16 protein-coding genes are annotated in these 15,097 nt (G+C 61.8%); 4 read left to right on the top strand and 12 right to left on the bottom strand.

The annotated features are described in order from the left end of the window. Positions 1 to 135 precede the first annotated feature (135 nt). The 3 genes from mnmE to ACQ4WR_RS24210 all read left to right on the top strand — a co-directional run bounded on the left by mnmE (position 136) and on the right by ACQ4WR_RS24210 (position 2,123). Entirely contained in the window at positions 136 to 1,515 is a 1,380-nt protein-coding gene (gene mnmE, locus ACQ4WR_RS24200) for a tRNA uridine-5-carboxymethylaminomethyl(34) synthesis GTPase MnmE (protein ID WP_436490394.1), read from the top strand. A 9-nt stretch (positions 1,516 to 1,524) separates the two neighbouring features. After that, positions 1,525 to 1,830 (top strand): hypothetical protein, encoded by a 306-nt coding sequence (locus ACQ4WR_RS24205; RefSeq protein ID WP_436490396.1) that lies wholly within the window; start codon positions 1,525 to 1,527, stop codon positions 1,828 to 1,830. 92 nt (positions 1,831 to 1,922) lie between these two features. After that, on the top strand, positions 1,923 to 2,123 hold the full coding sequence (locus ACQ4WR_RS24210) for a hypothetical protein (protein WP_436490398.1): 201 nt from the start codon (positions 1,923 to 1,925) through the stop codon (positions 2,121 to 2,123). A gap of 8 nt (positions 2,124 to 2,131) precedes the next feature. Here ACQ4WR_RS24210 and ACQ4WR_RS24215 read toward each other — a convergent pair whose 3' ends face one another. Both ACQ4WR_RS24215 and ACQ4WR_RS24220 read right to left on the bottom strand, forming a co-directional pair. Further along, positions 2,132 to 2,767 (bottom strand): Hpt domain-containing protein, encoded by a 636-nt coding sequence (locus tag ACQ4WR_RS24215; protein ID WP_436490400.1) that lies wholly within the window; start codon positions 2,765 to 2,767, stop codon positions 2,132 to 2,134. 107 nt (positions 2,768 to 2,874) lie between these two features. Continuing rightward, positions 2,875 to 3,831: a CAP domain-containing protein gene (locus ACQ4WR_RS24220; RefSeq protein ID WP_308410571.1), complete on the bottom strand. Its 957-nt coding sequence runs from the start codon at positions 3,829 to 3,831 to the stop codon at positions 2,875 to 2,877. Positions 3,832 to 4,044: 213 nt separating this feature from the next. Between ACQ4WR_RS24220 and pssA the strand changes: the two genes are divergently transcribed. Next, positions 4,045 to 4,830 carry a CDP-diacylglycerol--serine O-phosphatidyltransferase gene (gene pssA, locus ACQ4WR_RS24225; protein ID WP_102293820.1) on the top strand — a complete coding sequence of 262 codons (786 nt, stop codon included), beginning with the start codon at positions 4,045 to 4,047 and terminating at the stop codon, positions 4,828 to 4,830. Here the strand turns inward: pssA and ACQ4WR_RS24230 are convergent. The 10 genes from ACQ4WR_RS24230 to ACQ4WR_RS24275 form a co-directional block, all read right to left on the bottom strand. Beyond that, complete coding sequence (locus ACQ4WR_RS24230) at positions 4,827 to 5,753, bottom strand: aldo/keto reductase (protein WP_436490402.1); 927 nt, start codon at positions 5,751 to 5,753, stop codon at positions 4,827 to 4,829. The genes pssA and ACQ4WR_RS24230 overlap by 4 nt on opposite strands. A 174-nt stretch (positions 5,754 to 5,927) precedes the next feature. Then, a complete protein-coding gene (locus ACQ4WR_RS24235; protein ID WP_102293763.1) occupies positions 5,928 to 7,073 on the bottom strand; it encodes a D-alanyl-D-alanine carboxypeptidase family protein in 1,146 nt (381 codons plus the stop codon). Between the two features lie 115 nt (positions 7,074 to 7,188). Next, the gene (locus ACQ4WR_RS24240; RefSeq protein ID WP_436490404.1) at positions 7,189 to 7,842 is read right to left on the bottom strand and encodes an alpha/beta hydrolase; all 654 of its coding nucleotides are present in this window, start codon (positions 7,840 to 7,842) and stop codon (positions 7,189 to 7,191) included. A gap of 62 nt (positions 7,843 to 7,904) precedes the next feature. After that, positions 7,905 to 8,222 (bottom strand): (2Fe-2S) ferredoxin domain-containing protein, encoded by a 318-nt coding sequence (locus ACQ4WR_RS24245; protein WP_070310269.1) that lies wholly within the window; start codon positions 8,220 to 8,222, stop codon positions 7,905 to 7,907. A 44-nt stretch (positions 8,223 to 8,266) separates the two neighbouring features. Continuing rightward, on the bottom strand, positions 8,267 to 9,454 hold the full coding sequence (locus ACQ4WR_RS24250; RefSeq protein ID WP_436490406.1) for a VanZ family protein: 1,188 nt from the start codon (positions 9,452 to 9,454) through the stop codon (positions 8,267 to 8,269). 10 nt (positions 9,455 to 9,464) lie between these two features. Further along, positions 9,465 to 10,079: an ABC-type transport auxiliary lipoprotein family protein gene (locus tag ACQ4WR_RS24255; RefSeq protein WP_436490408.1), complete on the bottom strand. Its 615-nt coding sequence runs from the start codon at positions 10,077 to 10,079 to the stop codon at positions 9,465 to 9,467. Positions 10,080 to 10,091: 12 nt separating this feature from the next. Next, entirely contained in the window at positions 10,092 to 11,051 is a 960-nt protein-coding gene (locus ACQ4WR_RS24260; protein ID WP_102293759.1) for an MlaD family protein, read from the bottom strand. After that, complete coding sequence (locus ACQ4WR_RS24265) at positions 11,051 to 11,944, bottom strand: ABC transporter ATP-binding protein (protein ID WP_102293758.1); 894 nt, start codon at positions 11,942 to 11,944, stop codon at positions 11,051 to 11,053. Before ACQ4WR_RS24265 ends, ACQ4WR_RS24260 begins: the two co-directional genes overlap by 1 nt. After that, on the bottom strand, positions 11,944 to 13,077 hold the full coding sequence (locus tag ACQ4WR_RS24270; protein ID WP_436490411.1) for an MlaE family ABC transporter permease: 1,134 nt from the start codon (positions 13,075 to 13,077) through the stop codon (positions 11,944 to 11,946). Before ACQ4WR_RS24270 ends, ACQ4WR_RS24265 begins: the two co-directional genes overlap by 1 nt. A gap of 57 nt (positions 13,078 to 13,134) precedes the next feature. Next, positions 13,135 to 14,655: a B12-binding domain-containing radical SAM protein gene (locus ACQ4WR_RS24275; protein ID WP_436490413.1), complete on the bottom strand. Its 1,521-nt coding sequence runs from the start codon at positions 14,653 to 14,655 to the stop codon at positions 13,135 to 13,137. Between the last annotated feature and the right edge of the window lie 442 nt (positions 14,656 to 15,097).

Below are 15,097 nucleotides of genomic sequence, written 5' to 3' on the forward strand. Positions count from 1 at the left end.
TAGGTCGCATTAGCGTGGCAAGGCCACGCCTCATCCGGCACTATCGCCAGCGTGTGCTGCGTCGGCTTACGCGCTGCGCGCTAAGCCGACCTACGTTGCTGCACCTTCCCTTGCCGTACCTATTACAATATCTCCATGAAACTCGACTCTTCCCCTATCGCCGCCATCGCCACCGCACCAGGACGCGGCGGCATCGGCGTGGTACGCGCCTCCGGCAAAAATCTCGCTCCGCTGATGACGGCCCTGTTCGGCGCGCAGCAACTGAAACCGCGCCACGCCACCTACCTGCCATTTACGGAAGCCGATGGCGCCATCATCGACCAGGGCATCGCCATCCATTTCAATGGCCCGCACTCGTACACGGGCGAGGACGTGCTGGAACTGCAGGGCCATGGCGGCCCCGTGGTGCTGCAACTGCTGCTGGCGCGCGTGCTCGAAGCGGGCCGTGACAGCGGCTTGCGCCTGGCCGAGCCGGGCGAATTCACGCGCCGCGCCTTCCTGAACGACAAGCTGGATCTGGCGCAGGCGGAAGCCGTGGCCGACCTGATCGACGCCTCGACGGAAGCGGCGGCCAAGTCCGCTTCGCAGTCGCTGTCGGGCGCGTTTTCCAATACCATCCACGCGCTGGTGGAGCAGGTGACGGGGCTGCGCATGCTGGTCGAAGCGACCCTGGATTTCCCGGAAGAAGAAATCGATTTCCTGGAAAAATCGAATGCGCGCGGTCAATTGAAAGCCGTCATCGAAGCGTTAAACAAAGTGTTTGCGCAGGCGGCGCAGGGCGCGCTGCTGCGCGAAGGCCTCAATGTCGTGCTGGCGGGCCAGCCCAACGTGGGTAAATCGTCGCTGCTGAACGCGCTGGCCGGCGCCGACGTGGCCATCGTCACGCCGATCGCCGGGACCACGCGTGACAAGGTCAGCGAAACCATCCAGATCGAAGGCATTCCGCTCAACATCATCGACACGGCCGGCATCCGCAGCGCGGGCGACACCATCGATGCCGTCGAGCGCATCGGCATCGAACGCACCTGGGGCGAAATCGGCAAGGCCGACGTGATCCTGCACCTGCTCGACGCCGACCACGGCCCGACCCTGGCCGACGAAACCATCGTCGCCGCCTTCCCCGAGGGCGTGCCGGTGGTGCGCGTGTGGAACAAGATTGACCTGTCCGGCCACAAGCCCAGTGTTGACAGTTTGCCGGACGCGACCCACGTCTACCTGTCGGCCCACGAGCATATCGGCATCGACTTGCTGCGCGCCGAACTGTTGCGCATCGCCGGCTGGCAGCAGACGGGTGAATCGCTGTACCTGGCGCGCGAACGCCATTTGATCGCCTTGAAATCGGCCGGCAAGCACCTGGACATCGCCGCCCAGCATGCGGCACAGGACGACCAGTCGCTGGACCTGTTCGCCGAAGAGCTGCGCCTGGCGCAGGTGCAACTGTCGAGCATCACGGGGGAATTCTCGCCCGATGATCTGCTGGGCGTGATCTTCAGCCGTTTCTGCATCGGCAAATAAGGAGGTTCGATGAAGCTGCTGCTTGCTCTGCTGTTCAGTGGCCTTCCCCTGCTGGCTCCGGCCCAGGAAAAGCTGCCGCCCGACGTGGCCAAGTTCATTGAGCATGCGCAAATGTGCGAGCATTTCGCGGGCGAATGGGATGACAATGACAGGGCGCGCCAGCGCGAGATCATCGCCGCCGTGGACGATTCCTGCGGCCAGGCACAGCGGCAATGGAAGCGCCTGGCCGCCAGGTATGCCAAGCAGCCGCGGCTGCAAAAAATCATCGATGAGCACGCCAACGATGCGGTGCGCAGCTACCGCAAGTCCCGCTAGCCTCCGCGTGGTTGAGAAATGTCATGGAGTCCAAACTGCGCTGACGTAATCTTGCTGAGCGGCCTTGAAGTGCCGCTTGGAAAGGAAGCGCCATGGACAGCAAACAGCCGGATGTCGTGGAGGGCGGGACAGAGGTGGTGGCGCGGCCATTGCCGGCCATGCCGGAATTGATCGCCTCCTTGCAGCCCAAGGGTGCGTGTTGGTATTGCGATAAGCCTCTCGACGCCGTGCGCCGCTTTTGCGGCAAGAGTTGCGGCATGGCCTATGCGGAAGAGGCGCACTACAACTCCTGAGCTTGGTATCAGCGGCGCCGCAGCAGTGCTGCCAGGGCGCCGTCGAAATCGAATTCATGCGCGGCGGCGGCCACTTCCTGGTAGACATTCACGCCCAGGCTGGCGGCCAGCAGGCTGGCCGAGTTTTCCAGGATGTCGATGGCGGCACCGTCGCCTTCGCGCAAATGGCTGGCCAGGCGCGCCAGCAGCAGCTGGATGGCGGGCGCGGCCGGATCGGGCGCCATGTCCTGCGCGGCGGTATGGGTTTCTTCCGGCGTGCCCAGCATGCTGCTGACCGCGCCGAGCAATTGATCCTGGGCCAGTTCCAGTTGCAGCATTTGCTGCGCCAGGTCGGGCGCTTGCGCGCGCAGTGCCGCTTCCAGGGTTGCCGACAAGTGATGCACATGGCGCGCGCCGATCATGCCGGCCGCGCCTTTCAGGGTGTGCGCCTTCAGGCGCGCGGATGCATAGTTGCCGGTGTCGAACTCGGCGCGGATCTGGCACGGCGTGGTGCCGTGGTCGTGCAGGAAACGGCGCAGGATTTTCAGGTACAGGATGCGGTCGCCCATGATGCGGCCCAGTCCGTTCTCGACGTCGAGAATACGGACCATGTCGGATGCCGCGACGGCGGCGTCATCATCGCAAGTGGCGTGTGGTTTCATCATGCCTGGTATCGCGAGGCCCTAAAACGTGTCAATGGCAGTCAAGCAGGAACAGTTATTTTACATCCAGTCTTCTTCGATGCCGCGCCCGCTTGCCATGCCTTGCCCGTCTAGCGCGTCGTGAATGACCAGGTGCGCGTGACGTCGGCGCCATTGACTTTGCCGATGAAACTCACGTCATAGGTGGTGCCCGGGTTCAAGGTCGCCAGCGGAATGATCGACGCGGCAGACACGGGTGTGTGCACATCGTTGTCGCTTTTGAGCAGGCGTACCGTCAGGTCCGTGCCGGCGCCGCGCTGGCGCACGCTGAAGGCCGTCACGCTGATGGTCGTGCCGTAATTGGCATGCACGCTGATCGGGTAGCCGACCACGTCCTGGTTCGGCACGGGATCGGGCGATTCGTTGTTGCTGGAAAAGCTGGTGGCGACCTTGACCTGGCCGCTGAAGGGATAGGTGACGAGTTGTCCGGCAGGCAATGCGGGGCCATAGCTGCTGTTGCCGGCCAGGTCGGTGGTGAAATAGGCATAGCCGCTGCCATTGACGGCCGCGCCCGCGCCGCCTTCCTTGAACAGCGGCTCGAAAATGACGAAGCGGTGGTAGATGGCCGTGATCAGCTCTTCGGCCAGATAGAAGCCCGAGGTGTTCGCCGCGCCGGCGATGACTTCGCCCTGCAGCGAGGTGACGACATAGCCGGCCTTGGCCATGCGGTCGCCCAGCTTGACGCCCGTAAAGCCGGGCTTGCCCAGCACTTGCTCGTGCGCCACCGTATTATTGCTGTTCAGATAGTTGGAATGGCCGAGCGCCGCGTTATCGATCAGGCTATTGCGCGCCATGGCCGACAGGCCGATCTGGCTGCGCCGGTAATTGAACCAGTTGAAGCCATCCGTGGCGATATTGTTGCTGAGGACGGGTGCGCCCGGTTCCTGGGTCAGCTGCCCGGCGGGTGTCGAGGTATTGGACGCATTGCTGTTGCCGTTATCACTGCCGCCACCGCCGCAGGCGCTCAGCAATGCAGTGATCAGAAGGGCGGGGAGGTAGTGTTTCCAACGCAAGGACGAGGCAATCAAGCTGACTCCTGTATAAAGTTGTTGGGGCCGCCATACCGCCCTGTCAGCGATTCTAAGGCATTTTTATATGCTGTAGAGCATCATTGAAAAGATAAGTGCTGCGCTCGTGCGTGGACGGTGCCGCCGCCGTACAGGGTAGAATGAGGATAGTGCATCGTTTGCCGCCGCGCTGTTTTATTCCCGATTTCTTTGATTGCCGATAATTTGAACACCTTGCCCAAGTCGCGCCTGCAGCGCGCCAAATACGCCTTGCCCAGCATGGTGACCTTGATGTCGATCGCTTGCGGCTTTGCCAGCATCGTCATTGCTGTCGATAACGCCACGGTTGGCGACGCCGATGCGTACCGCCTGGCCGCCGCGCTGCTGGTCCTGGCCGGCGTGTTTGACGCGCTGGACGGCTATGTGGCGCGGCTGACGGGCACCAGCTCGCAGTTCGGCGTGCAGCTTGACTCCATCGCCGACGTGATGAATTTCGGCTGCGCGCCGGCGGTATTGTTGTATTGCTATGGTTTCGTGCAGATGGGCGTACACGATCCGTTGCTGCTGCGCTTTGGCGGCATGGCCAGCTTCTTCTTTGTTGCCTGCGGCGCCATGCGCCTGGCCCGTTTCAATGTGAATGTCGGGCGCACTGACCCGCTGTACTTTGTCGGCATGCCGATCACGGCCGGGGCCGCCTGCGTGGCGGCCGTGGTGGTGGCCTGGCCGGCACCCATCGACTCGATGCTGCACAGCTATCTGCTGATGCTGCTGCTCGTCGGTGTGGGCAGCCTGATGGTGTCGACCTTGCGCTTCCCCAGCTCCAAGCAAAAGAAAAGCCTGGCCGCGCTGCTGGTGCTGATCGTCGCCATCGCCTTGCTGGTATGGCTGAAGACCAGTTTCTTTGCGCTGTTCTTCGCCGTCTACATCGCCGTCACCCTGTTGCTCAACCTGGCGTGGTACCTGGGCTGGCGTGGAATTGCCTTGCCACAGGTATTCAACGACCCCGACGAGATCGACTAAGCCACCTCGTGCCCGCGCGCGGCGCGCAGGATGGCGAACCAGTCGCTGCGGCTGAGCGAAAATTGCGTGCCTTCCACGGCCACGCCCACGGCTTCGATGCGGCCCGTGCCCGTCAGCGGCAGGGGCCGGCAAGGCAATTGCATGATCCACGCAAATACCACGCTGGCGAACGGACGCTGCAGCTGGTCGGCGATCTGCTTGATGACATTGCGCAAATTCTCCACATTCGCATCGCCGCCCTGGAACAGCCGGCCGCCGGCCAGCGGCGACCAGATCATTGGCACCACCCCCACGTCCTGCAAGCCGTCGAAGGTTTCGTCGAACAGGGGCGCCACGTGCAGCGGAGAAAACTCGACCTGGTTCGTCACCAGCGGGAAGCGGCGGTGCAGGCACTCGAACTGGTGGCGGCTGAAGTTCGACACGCCGAAGTGCAGCACCTTGCCCGCCGCTTTCAATTGCGTGAAGGCGCCGGCGATCGCGTCGAAATCCATCAGCGGATCGGGACGGTGGATCAGCAGCAAGTCCAGGCGGTCCGTCTGCAGCTGGCGCAAGGTGTGTTCCACGGAACTGGTGATGTGCGCCGCGCTCGTGTCGTAATGCTGGATGGCGTGGCCGGGACGGTGCGGCGAGAGCAGCTTGATGCCGCACTTGCTGACCAGCTCCATCTTGTCGCGCAAGCCTGGCTGCAGGGCCAGCGCTTCGCCGAACAAGCCTTCCGCGCTGTAGTCGCCATAGATATCGGCGTGGTCAAAGCTCGACACGCCCAGCGTCAGGCACTGCTCGATGAACGCCAGGCGCTGCTGCGCCGACATATTCCATTCGCCGATGCGCCACATGCCGGCGACGATGCGCGACAGTTCGGGACCGTTGGCGCTTAAACGGCTGCGCGGCGCTTGCAGGCTGGCGGGAAACACATGGCTCATGGGCTGGCTTTCTGGTGGTATGTGGAGGAAGACGCCACGATTATAGCCAGTGCCGGAGCATGCTGCGGAGAAAGCGGCGGCGGGACTCCTGCGGCATGCGCCAGCGGGGTAAAGCGGCAGGCGAAAAAAATGCCCGCAGCAACTGCGGGCATTTTTTACAGGTACGCTGACTGCTTATTTCATCCACAGGCGCATGGAATCCCACGCGCGGCCGAAGATGGTGGCCTGGTTGATGGTTTCCAGGGCCACGACCGGCAGTTCCAGCAGGGTCTTGCCGTCGACAACCATTTTCAGTTTGCCAACAGGTGCGTTTTCAGCCAGCGGTGCGACCAGCGGGTCCTTGCGTTCCAGCACAGGTTTCATTTTCGCGGCCGTGCCTTTTGGTACGGTGACGAGCACATCGCGGGCGAAACCGATTTTCACGGTGCCCTTCGAGCCTTTCCACACTTCGGGCGTGGCCACGGCCTGGCCTTTCGAGTACAGCTTGACCGTATCGAAGTTCTGGAAGCCCCAGTTCAGCAGCTTCTGGCTTTCCTGCGTACGTGCCTGGTCGGACGAGGTGCCCAGCACCACGGAGATCAGGCGTCGCTCGCCGGAGCCGCCCGGACGACGGGCCGAGGCGATCATGCAATAGCCGGCCGCTTCCGTGTGGCCCGTTTTCATGCCGTCCACGGTTGGGTCCAGCCACAGCAGGCGGTTGCGGTTAGGCTGGGTAATCTTGTTGTACGTAAAACTCTTGATGGAATCGATTTTGTAGAATTCCGGATAGTCGGCGATCACGCGCTGCGCCAGCACGGACAAATCTTGCGCCGTAGAATAGTTATCCGGGCTAGGCAAGCCATGCGGATTGCCAAAACGCGTGTTTTTCAGACCCATGCGCTGGGCTTCGCGGTTCATCAGCACGACAAACGTGCCTTCATCGCCGGCAACGGCTTCTGCCAGTGCCACGGCCGCGTCGTTACCCGACTGAATCATCAAGCCATGCAGCAAGTCGTCGATCGAGACGGGCGTGGCCGGGTCGATGAACATTTTCGAGCTGCTCGAATCGACTTTCCATGCGCGCACGGAGACATTCACTTTTTGATCCAGCGCCAGTTTCTTTTCACGGATGGCGGCAAACGTCAGGTAAGCCGTCATGATTTTGGTCAACGATGCCGGTTCGATGCGTGCGTCCGGATCTTGCGAAGCAATGATCTGGCCACTGGTGGCGTCAAGCAGCAGCCAGGATTTGGCAGCGATGGTTGGTGCTGGAACGCTCTGGGCGAAGGCGGCGGAAAAGAAAAATACACTGGAGGCCAGTGCCGCTAAAAGTTTTTTCATGGAGGCTGGTCTGCGAGAAAAAGATGAAGGCTGAGGGCCATGCCGTTGCTGCATGCATGGCCGCGTGGAAAAAACGGATCAATTATAGCCGTGGAGGCGCTAGTAAGCCCACACTTCAATGATCATCTGCTGCAATTGCGGGTTTGTCACCATGCCACAGCGCAATCACGAGGTTCTTGATGTGATTGAGCTTGCGGTGGAAAAAGTGGTCGGCGCCGGGGATGACGATCACGGGAATGTCTTGTGGACGGGCCCAGTCAAAGACGGCGGACAGGGGAATGGTGTCGTCCAGTTCGCCGTGGATCAAGATGGTGTCGGCCGGAATGTCGGCCATGGCCCATTTGCCCGCCGCGCTGCCGATCAGCGCCAGGCGCTCGACGGGCGTGCCGGCGGCAGCCAGGCGCTCCTGCAATTTCGATTGGACAAAGGTGCCGAACGAGAAACCGGACAAGGCGACGGGCAAGCCCGGGTACAGGCTGCGCATGTGTTCGTACAGCAGCTGCATGTCATCCGTCTCGCCCACGCCATGGTCGTGTACACCTTGCGAGGCGCCGACGCCGCGGAAGTTGATGCGCGCCACCACATAACCGAGCGCGACAAATGCGCGCGCCAGGGTTTGCGTGACCTTGTTGTCCATCGTGCCGCCATACAGCGGATGCGGATGGGCAACGAGGGCGATGCCGCGCGGGGTGTCTGCCGGGAAATCGAGCAAGCCTTCCATGCTGCCTGCATGGCCGGCGAGGGTAAATTTTTCCGAGTTTCTGTTCATGATGCTCATACTGGTGGCTTAGGCTTAATTTGAGGTTAAAGCGTTGAGATTAACGATGCGGCTTAAATCTTGAGGCGTTCGACCACCTTGCCGCCGACCAGGTGCGTATCGATGATTTCGTCGATATCGCTGGTGTCGACATAGGTGTACCAGGTCGCTTCCGGGTAGATCACCAGCAGCGGGCCTTCTTCGCAGCGGTCCATGCAGCCGGCCTGGTTGATGCGGATCTTGCCCGCGCCATTCATGTCGAGTTCCTTGATGCGGCGCTTGCAATGCTTTTGCGCCGCTTCCGCGCCATGGTCGCCGCAGCTGTTGCGGCCGTCTTCACGTTTATTCATGCAGAAAAAAACGTGGCGTTCAAAATAGGGTGCGTCGCTCATGCTGCTCTCCTGCTGTTCAAGACATTAATGCGCCATGATAGCGCTTATGGATGGTCTTCGCGACGCTGGCGCGGCACATCATCCTGCCGGTTCAGGCGGTGCGACGGCAGGCACAGGAACCACAGGGCCATGAAGGGCCACAGCAGTGCCAAAAATTGCGCCGCGCCATTAAAGTTCAGGAACTTGCCTTGTACCCAGCCTTGCAGGGTCGACATGAAATAGGGATTGATCGGCGTCGTATTCACCATCACCAGGCTCAGCAGCAAAGTGGCGGCGGCGATGCGCCGCTGCGCCACGTGCGGCGCGAACGCCAGGCCGCCGAGCATGATCAGGCCGATCAGGAAGCCGCCCTGGGCGCCCGGCGTGATCCAGACGAAGGCATTTTGCGGCGAGAACAGCAGCGCGCTGGCCATCGAGCGCACGATCAGGGCGGCCGCGACCAGGGCCAGCATCAGCACGGCGCGGGGCGCGGCGCGGCGCAGCAGGCACAGCAAGGTGAGCACGGCACCTGTCATGCCGCAGGCCGTGATGATGGTTTCCGACAGCCAGTATTGTTCGACCGTCAATATGGCATCGGGCCGCAGATAGGCGGCCAGGTCGATTTCCATGCCCATCAGGGTGGAAGCCCAGTCCGACAGGATGGGCAGCAGCTGGCCCAGGCCGAACAGATAGCCTTGCGGATAGATTTGCGCCAGCGGCCACAGGGCCACCAGTACCAGGCCCTGGCTGGCATGCTGGGCAAACCAGCGCTGGCGCAAGCGGTACAGATGGCTATGGTCGAGCAGCTTGCGCGCAGTCAGGGCGCCGATGATGGCGCCGATGCAGCCGCCGGCCGAATTCGTGTAAAAGTCGAGATTGGATGAAACCCGGCTGGGCAGATAGGTTTGCACGGCTTCCATGCTGCCGGAAATCAACATGCCGCACAGGCTGGCGACAATGACGGCAAAGAAACCCGTGATGCGTGGAAACAGCGAATACACGATCAGCGCGCCCAGCGGGATGTAGCCGACGACGTTGATGCCGACGTCAAAGCCCGTCCAGTAGCGGGGCATGCGCGTGTTTTCCAGGAAGGTCAGCGGCGACAGCCCATTGCTGTGCCAGCCCGTGAACGGAAACCAGCTGGCATACACGATCAGGAAAACGTAGGCGAGCAGGGTCGCGCGCGAGACGGGGGAAGAACGCGGCGGCGCCAGCGGTGCTGGCGGGCTGGCGGGGGCTACGGGGTCGCTCATCGTGCTGCGGTCACTCTTTCGGCAGATTCAGCGTGCCCAGCCAGGTGAGCAGGTCGGCGGCGATGGCATCCGAGGCGGCCGCCAGCGCCTGCGCGCCGCCTTGCGCATCGGCGCTGCCGGCCGGTCCGCTGCGGCTGAAGGTTTTCTGGTCGATCAGCCGGTGGCCGTGGAACAGCGAGGCGCGCAGCGACACATGGCCGCTGCTGCGGCTCTGCGTATCGAAATTTTGCGAGAAATCGTCGACGTCGATGCGCAGCAGGGGCACGCCGGCGGCCGCGTCCGTGGTCGAGAGTACCTTCACGCCGTTTTGCGCCACGCGCGTCTTCAGGCGTTGGCTCAGCAGTTGCAGCGGTGGCGTGTTCCAGCGGTTGTAAGCATAGGGCCGCGATTGCTGCGCATCGGCGTACAGCAAACGGTAATACATGCGCTGGCTGTCCAGCCAGGACGGGCCATTCGCCTCGGCGATCACCAGCACGGGCACGGCCGGCGTGGACGCTGGTGCAGCCGCCATGGGCGCCGCCGGGCCGAAATCATAAAAGGTGGGCACGGGGCCGCGGCTGGCGCAGCCGCCCAGCAGGAAAGCGCTGGCCAGCATGAGTACGGTGAGATTGCGTGGGATAGGCATGCGGTGTTCTCCTTATTTGCCTGGCGCCGAAAAACCGGGCTCGCCCGGGCCGGGCGGAATGTCTGGGGCGCCGAACAAGATGCTCTGCGGCTGTTCATTGAGCGTGCTCATGGTGGTTTTCAGGGCGCGCATCGAGGAACGCGCTTCGCCGCTCAGCTCGATTACCTGTGGCAAGACTTCCAGCGAGACGCCATTGGCGACCGTTTCCACCGAGCTACCCACTTTGTCGACCGTGCCATTGACCTTGTCGAGCACGCCACCGGGCGCCTGGATATCGTTGCCCAGCTTTTTCCAGGTTTGCGACAGTTGCGTCACATTGTTGCTCGCTTCCTTGACAGCGGCCAGGCTCTTGCGTGTTTCATCGGTCAGCTGCGGCAATTGCGCCAGGGTCGGTTCCAGCTGTTTCGGAATCTCGCCAAAGGCCTTGGCGGCCTTGCCCACTTCGTTGAAGGCGCCCAGCATGGCTGCCTGGTTGTCGGGGCTGAGCAGGTTATTCACCTTGTTGGTGATCTGCTCGGCCTGGTCGAGGATGCGCTTGCCGCGCTTTTCCAGCTGGTCCAGCAAGCCGGCGCGCAGGGGGATCAGGGCCGGCCTGTCCTTGCTGGTGCCCAGCAGCTTCGAGCCTACGTGCTCGTCATCGAGCTGGATGTAGGCGATGCCCGTCACGCCCTGATAGCCGAGGGTGGCAAAGGTGGTGTTGGTGACGGGCGTATCGGGCGCAACACTGATATGCACGAGGATTTGCCCCGCTTTTTGCGTATCGAAATCGATGGCGTCGACCTTGCCTACTTCCAGGCCACGGTAGCGCACGGTGGCTTGCGGGTTCAGGCCCGGCACGGAAAGGGTGGTGGCCAGCAGGTATGGCACCCGTTCCACGCGGTCGCGGTTGAACCAGACGCCGAACAGAATGGCCGCCACCAGCAGGGTAAGGGTAAAGAATCCCGTCATCAGGGCATGTGATCTGTTTTCCATTACTTCTCCGCTTTCTTGTCTGTGCCGGCGCTGTCGCCTGGCTGTGCGGCCGCGTCTGCCGCCTGTTTTTCGTCCAGCACGGCCAGCGCGCGCTTGCCGCGGTCGCCGAGGAAAAATTGCTTGATGAACGGGTGGTCAACTTCGATCACCTCGCGCGTGGGGCCGATGGCGATCACGTGCTTGGCCGCCAGCACGGCGATGCGCGTGGACAGGGCGAACAGCGTGTCGAGGTCATGCGTGACCATGACCACCGTCAAGCCCAGCTCGCGGTGCAGCGACTGGATCAGGGCGACAAAGCTTTCCGATAAATCCGGGTCCAGGCCCGCCGTCGGCTCGTCGAGGAAAAGCAGCTTCGGTTCCAGCGCCAGGGCGCGCGCCAGGGCCACGCGCTTGATCATGCCGCCGGACAAGTCCGATGGCATCTTCAGCGCATGTTCCGGGCCCAGCCCCACCATGTTCATCTTTAATAATACCGCGTCGTGTATCAGCGCTTCGGGCAGCACGCGCAATTCGCGCATCGGTTGCGCTACATTGTCGAACACGGTCAGGGCGGAATACAGCGCGCCCTGCTGGAACAGCATGCCCCAGTGGTTGCGCAATTGCTGCAGCTGGTCGGAACTTGCCTGGTTGATATCTTCGCCAAAGACTTTGACGCAGCCGCGCGCCGGATGTTCCAGGCCCAGCATCTGGCGCAGCAGCACGGTCTTGCCGGTGCCGGAGCCGCCGACGATGGAGAGGATCTCGCCCCGTTCGATTTCCAGGTTCAAGTCCTGGTGCACGACAGTGCGGCCGAACTTGGTCCACAGATTGGTGATTTCCACCACGGGTGCGCTGCCATGCAGGTTGAACTGGCCTTCCTGGCTGGTGCTGCAAGCGATATCGTTGTCCGCCATCAGTAGCCCACTCCATTAAAGACGATGGCGAACACGGCGTCGGCCAGGATCACCACGGTGATGGCCGTGACGACGGCCGTGGTGGTGCCGCGCCCCAGGCTTTCCGTGTTGGCCTTGATGCGCAGGCCGAAGTGGCAGGAGACGAGGGCGATCAGCATGCCGAAGATCACGCCCTTGCCCAGGCCGATCATGTAGTTGGCCAGGGGCACGGCGTCGGGCAGCTTCTGGATGAAGTAGCGTGCCGACAGGTTCAGTTCCACCTTGGCCGCCACCATGCCGCCGATCAGCGCGGCCGTGTCCGTCCAGATGACGAGCAGGGGCATGGAAATGGCCAGGGCCAGCACTTTCGGCATGATCAGGCGGAAACCGTGCGAAATACCCATCACCAGCATGGCGTCGAGCTCTTCCGTGACGCGCATGACGCCCAGCTGCGCCGTGATGGACGAGCCGGAGCGGCCGGCCACCAGGATGGCCGCCAGCAGGGGGCCGAGTTCGCGGATGATGCTCATGCCCAGCAGGTTGACCAGATAAATGTCGCCGCCAAAGGCGCGCAGTTGCTGCGCGGACAAATATGACAGCACCACGCCGATCAAAAAGCCGACCAGGGCCGTAATGCCCAGCGCCTGGAAGCCCGCATGGAAGATATTGGCGGAAATTTCACGCCACGGTCCGCGCATGGGATGGCGCGCGAAGCGGCCGATATCCTGCGTCACCTGGCCCACCAGGGCGATAAAACCTTTTAAATGCTCGAAAAACAGCAGGATGGCCATGCCCAGTTTCATCACGGGCGTGAGGCGGTTGGCGCGCGAGGGCGGCGTTTCCAGCGGGCCCGTTTCTTCGATACGCCGGAAAAACTCTTCCAGCGATGGCGCCAGGGTCAGCTGCGCGGGGCGCTGCTTGCCCCAGGCATTCCAGAACAACTGGGCGCCGATATGGTCCATGCTGTCGATCTGCGACAGGTCCCAGTGCGTGGCGGCATCGCCCTGCAGCGGCTTGAGCTGGGCCTCGATGGCCTTGATCGCATTGTCATGCGCGAGCGCGTGCACTTGCCAGGTGCCGCTGGCGGTCACGGTGGCTCCCTGTTGGGAGCTGGTCTGGGAGAGGGTCAGTTTCGGCGATTGTACAGTCGGCATCGTGTCAGTTTAAGGGAGAATGGCGCAGACCGCCACCGATGTTCAATCGCCGGCCCGTCAGGAGGCCAGGTGGCGCGCCTGACGCTGCGGCAGGGCGACTTCCGGGCGCACCCTGGCGTTGCCAGTGCTCACTTCGGCAGGCTTGGCATGGGCCGCCGCCTGCGCGCCGCCCGCATAGTCGCTGGCCACGAGAGCGTTCGCTTCCGCAGCGCTCATGCCGCGCGTCTGCAGCCATTGCGCCACCAGCTTGGCCAGGCGTTCCATGGCGATGCGGTGGGTGGCGTCCGTGTGCGCGTACAGCCAGTTCGAAAAATCCATGAAGTTTTCAAACGGCGCGTCGCCCAGCATCCATTGCACCGTGTTGGCAAAGCGGCCCGAGTTGGCGACAAGATCCCAGTAGCGGGCAAAGCGCACCAGGCGCTGCATGCTCATGAAATCGAGCTGCTTGTTCGCCAGGATGGTGTAGGGCGGGTGCGGATCGAACACCATGCCGAAGTTCTCCGTGTGGCGGATGATGGGCGTGCCGCGCAGTCGTTTTAAGATGCCGAACTGGATTTCATGCGGTTTCAAGGCCACCAGCTTGTTGAAGCCAGCTGCAAAGCTGGCTTCATCCTCGCCCGGCAAGCCTGCGATCAAGTCCACGTGCAAGTGGGCGTTCGACTCCTCGCACAGCCAGCGGATGTTATCTGCCGCCTTTTGATTGTCCTGCTTGCGGCTGACCAGCGCTTGCACGTCTGGATTGAAACTCTGGATGCCGATCTCGAACTGCAGCGCGCCGGGCGGGAACTTGCTGATGCCTTCCTTCAAGGCGTCGGGAAGGTGGTCGGGCACCAGTTCGAAGTGGGCGTAGATCGGATCATCGGGATTTGCCTCGATCTTGTCGAGGAAGAACTGCATGATTTTCAAACTGGTCTTGATATTCAGGTTGAAAGTGCGGTCGACGAACTTGAACAGGCGCGCGCCGCGCGCATGCAGCGATTCCATCTCGGCCAGGAAGTTCTCCAGCGCAAAGGGCCAGGCCGTCTTGTCCAGCGCCGACAGGCAGAATTCACATTTGAACGGGCAGCCGCGCGACGCTTCCACGTAAATCGTGCGGTGGCGAATGTCGTCGTCTGTATAGAGAGAGTAGGGCAGTTGCAATTCGGCCAGCGGCGCTTGCACGCCCGCGTGGATCTTCATCAGCGGTTTCGGGCCGTTGAGAATCTCGCCGCACAGCTTGGGGAAGGTGACGTCGCCCCAGCCGGTAATCAGATAGTCGGCCAGCCTGACGATTTCCTGCTCGCCCGCCTCATGCGACACTTCCGGCCCGCCCAGCACGATGATCACCTCGGGCGCCACGCGCTTGAGCATGGCCACCAATTTCGTGGTTTCCTCGACGTTCCATATATATACGCCAAAACCGATGATGCGCGGCTTGTTCGCCAGGATGCGCTCGACCAGTTCCGTGGTCTTGGTGCCGATGACGAATTCCTGCAACCGCGTTTGCGCCTGCAGCGGGCCCATATTGGCCAGCAGATAGCGCAATCCCAGCGAAGCGTGGGTGTAGCGGGCGTTCAAGGTGGAGAGCAGGATGGTCATGACGGCAGAGATCGAGGGAAAACAGCCATTTTACGCTGCACATGAGGATTTCTCAGGATAAAGCTTGCTTCCTGGCCAGGACTTGGCTATAGTTCGCCTCCCCGATGAGGCGCACTAGTTTGCGGCACAAACGGGGCAGCCTTCAGGGGCTGGGTAGTAAAAAGAAGGTGTTGACGGATTTAGCGAAATGCTTCATACTCTTCCTTCTTCGCAGCTGACAAACACAACGCTTTGTCGATAGCGCGAAAGCAGTAACCGAATACAGTTCTTTAACAATTAACAGTCGATAAGTGTGAGCATTTGATGTAAGTGCAGCGATGATCTTCGGATTGTCGTAATACTTAAAATATCAAATGTTCACAAGAAATAATGAAATAGGATACTTCTTCGGAAGTAGCCTGTCAGTTTTTTGAGTGAGCGACCCGTCAGCAATGACGGTGCC

This window comes from Janthinobacterium amylolyticum (genome assembly GCF_051380655.1).
Taxonomy (GTDB): domain Bacteria; phylum Pseudomonadota; class Gammaproteobacteria; order Burkholderiales; family Burkholderiaceae_D; genus Janthinobacterium.

Excerpts from the sequence above, each read along its gene's own strand:
- mnmE (WP_436490394.1), top strand. The coding sequence starts at position 136 with ATGAAACTCGACTCTTCCCCTATCGCCGCCATCGCCACCGCACCAGGA.
- ACQ4WR_RS24205 (WP_436490396.1), top strand. The coding sequence starts at position 1,525 with ATGAAGCTGCTGCTTGCTCTGCTGTTCAGTGGCCTTCCCCTGCTGGCT.
- ACQ4WR_RS24210 (WP_436490398.1), top strand. The coding sequence starts at position 1,923 with ATGGACAGCAAACAGCCGGATGTCGTGGAGGGCGGGACAGAGGTGGTG.
- ACQ4WR_RS24215 (WP_436490400.1), bottom strand. The coding sequence starts at position 2,767 with ATGATGAAACCACACGCCACTTGCGATGATGACGCCGCCGTCGCGGCA.
- ACQ4WR_RS24230 (WP_436490402.1), bottom strand. The coding sequence starts at position 5,753 with ATGAGCCATGTGTTTCCCGCCAGCCTGCAAGCGCCGCGCAGCCGTTTA.
- ACQ4WR_RS24235 (WP_102293763.1), bottom strand. The coding sequence starts at position 7,073 with ATGAAAAAACTTTTAGCGGCACTGGCCTCCAGTGTATTTTTCTTTTCC.
- ACQ4WR_RS24240 (WP_436490404.1), bottom strand. The coding sequence starts at position 7,842 with ATGAACAGAAACTCGGAAAAATTTACCCTCGCCGGCCATGCAGGCAGC.
- ACQ4WR_RS24245 (WP_070310269.1), bottom strand. The coding sequence starts at position 8,222 with ATGAGCGACGCACCCTATTTTGAACGCCACGTTTTTTTCTGCATGAAT.
- ACQ4WR_RS24250 (WP_436490406.1), bottom strand. The coding sequence starts at position 9,454 with ATGAGCGACCCCGTAGCCCCCGCCAGCCCGCCAGCACCGCTGGCGCCG.
- ACQ4WR_RS24255 (WP_436490408.1), bottom strand. The coding sequence starts at position 10,079 with ATGCCTATCCCACGCAATCTCACCGTACTCATGCTGGCCAGCGCTTTC.
- ACQ4WR_RS24260 (WP_102293759.1), bottom strand. The coding sequence starts at position 11,051 with ATGGAAAACAGATCACATGCCCTGATGACGGGATTCTTTACCCTTACC.
- ACQ4WR_RS24265 (WP_102293758.1), bottom strand. The coding sequence starts at position 11,944 with ATGGCGGACAACGATATCGCTTGCAGCACCAGCCAGGAAGGCCAGTTC.
- ACQ4WR_RS24270 (WP_436490411.1), bottom strand. The coding sequence starts at position 13,077 with ATGCCGACTGTACAATCGCCGAAACTGACCCTCTCCCAGACCAGCTCC.
- ACQ4WR_RS24275 (WP_436490413.1), bottom strand. The coding sequence starts at position 14,655 with ATGACCATCCTGCTCTCCACCTTGAACGCCCGCTACACCCACGCTTCG.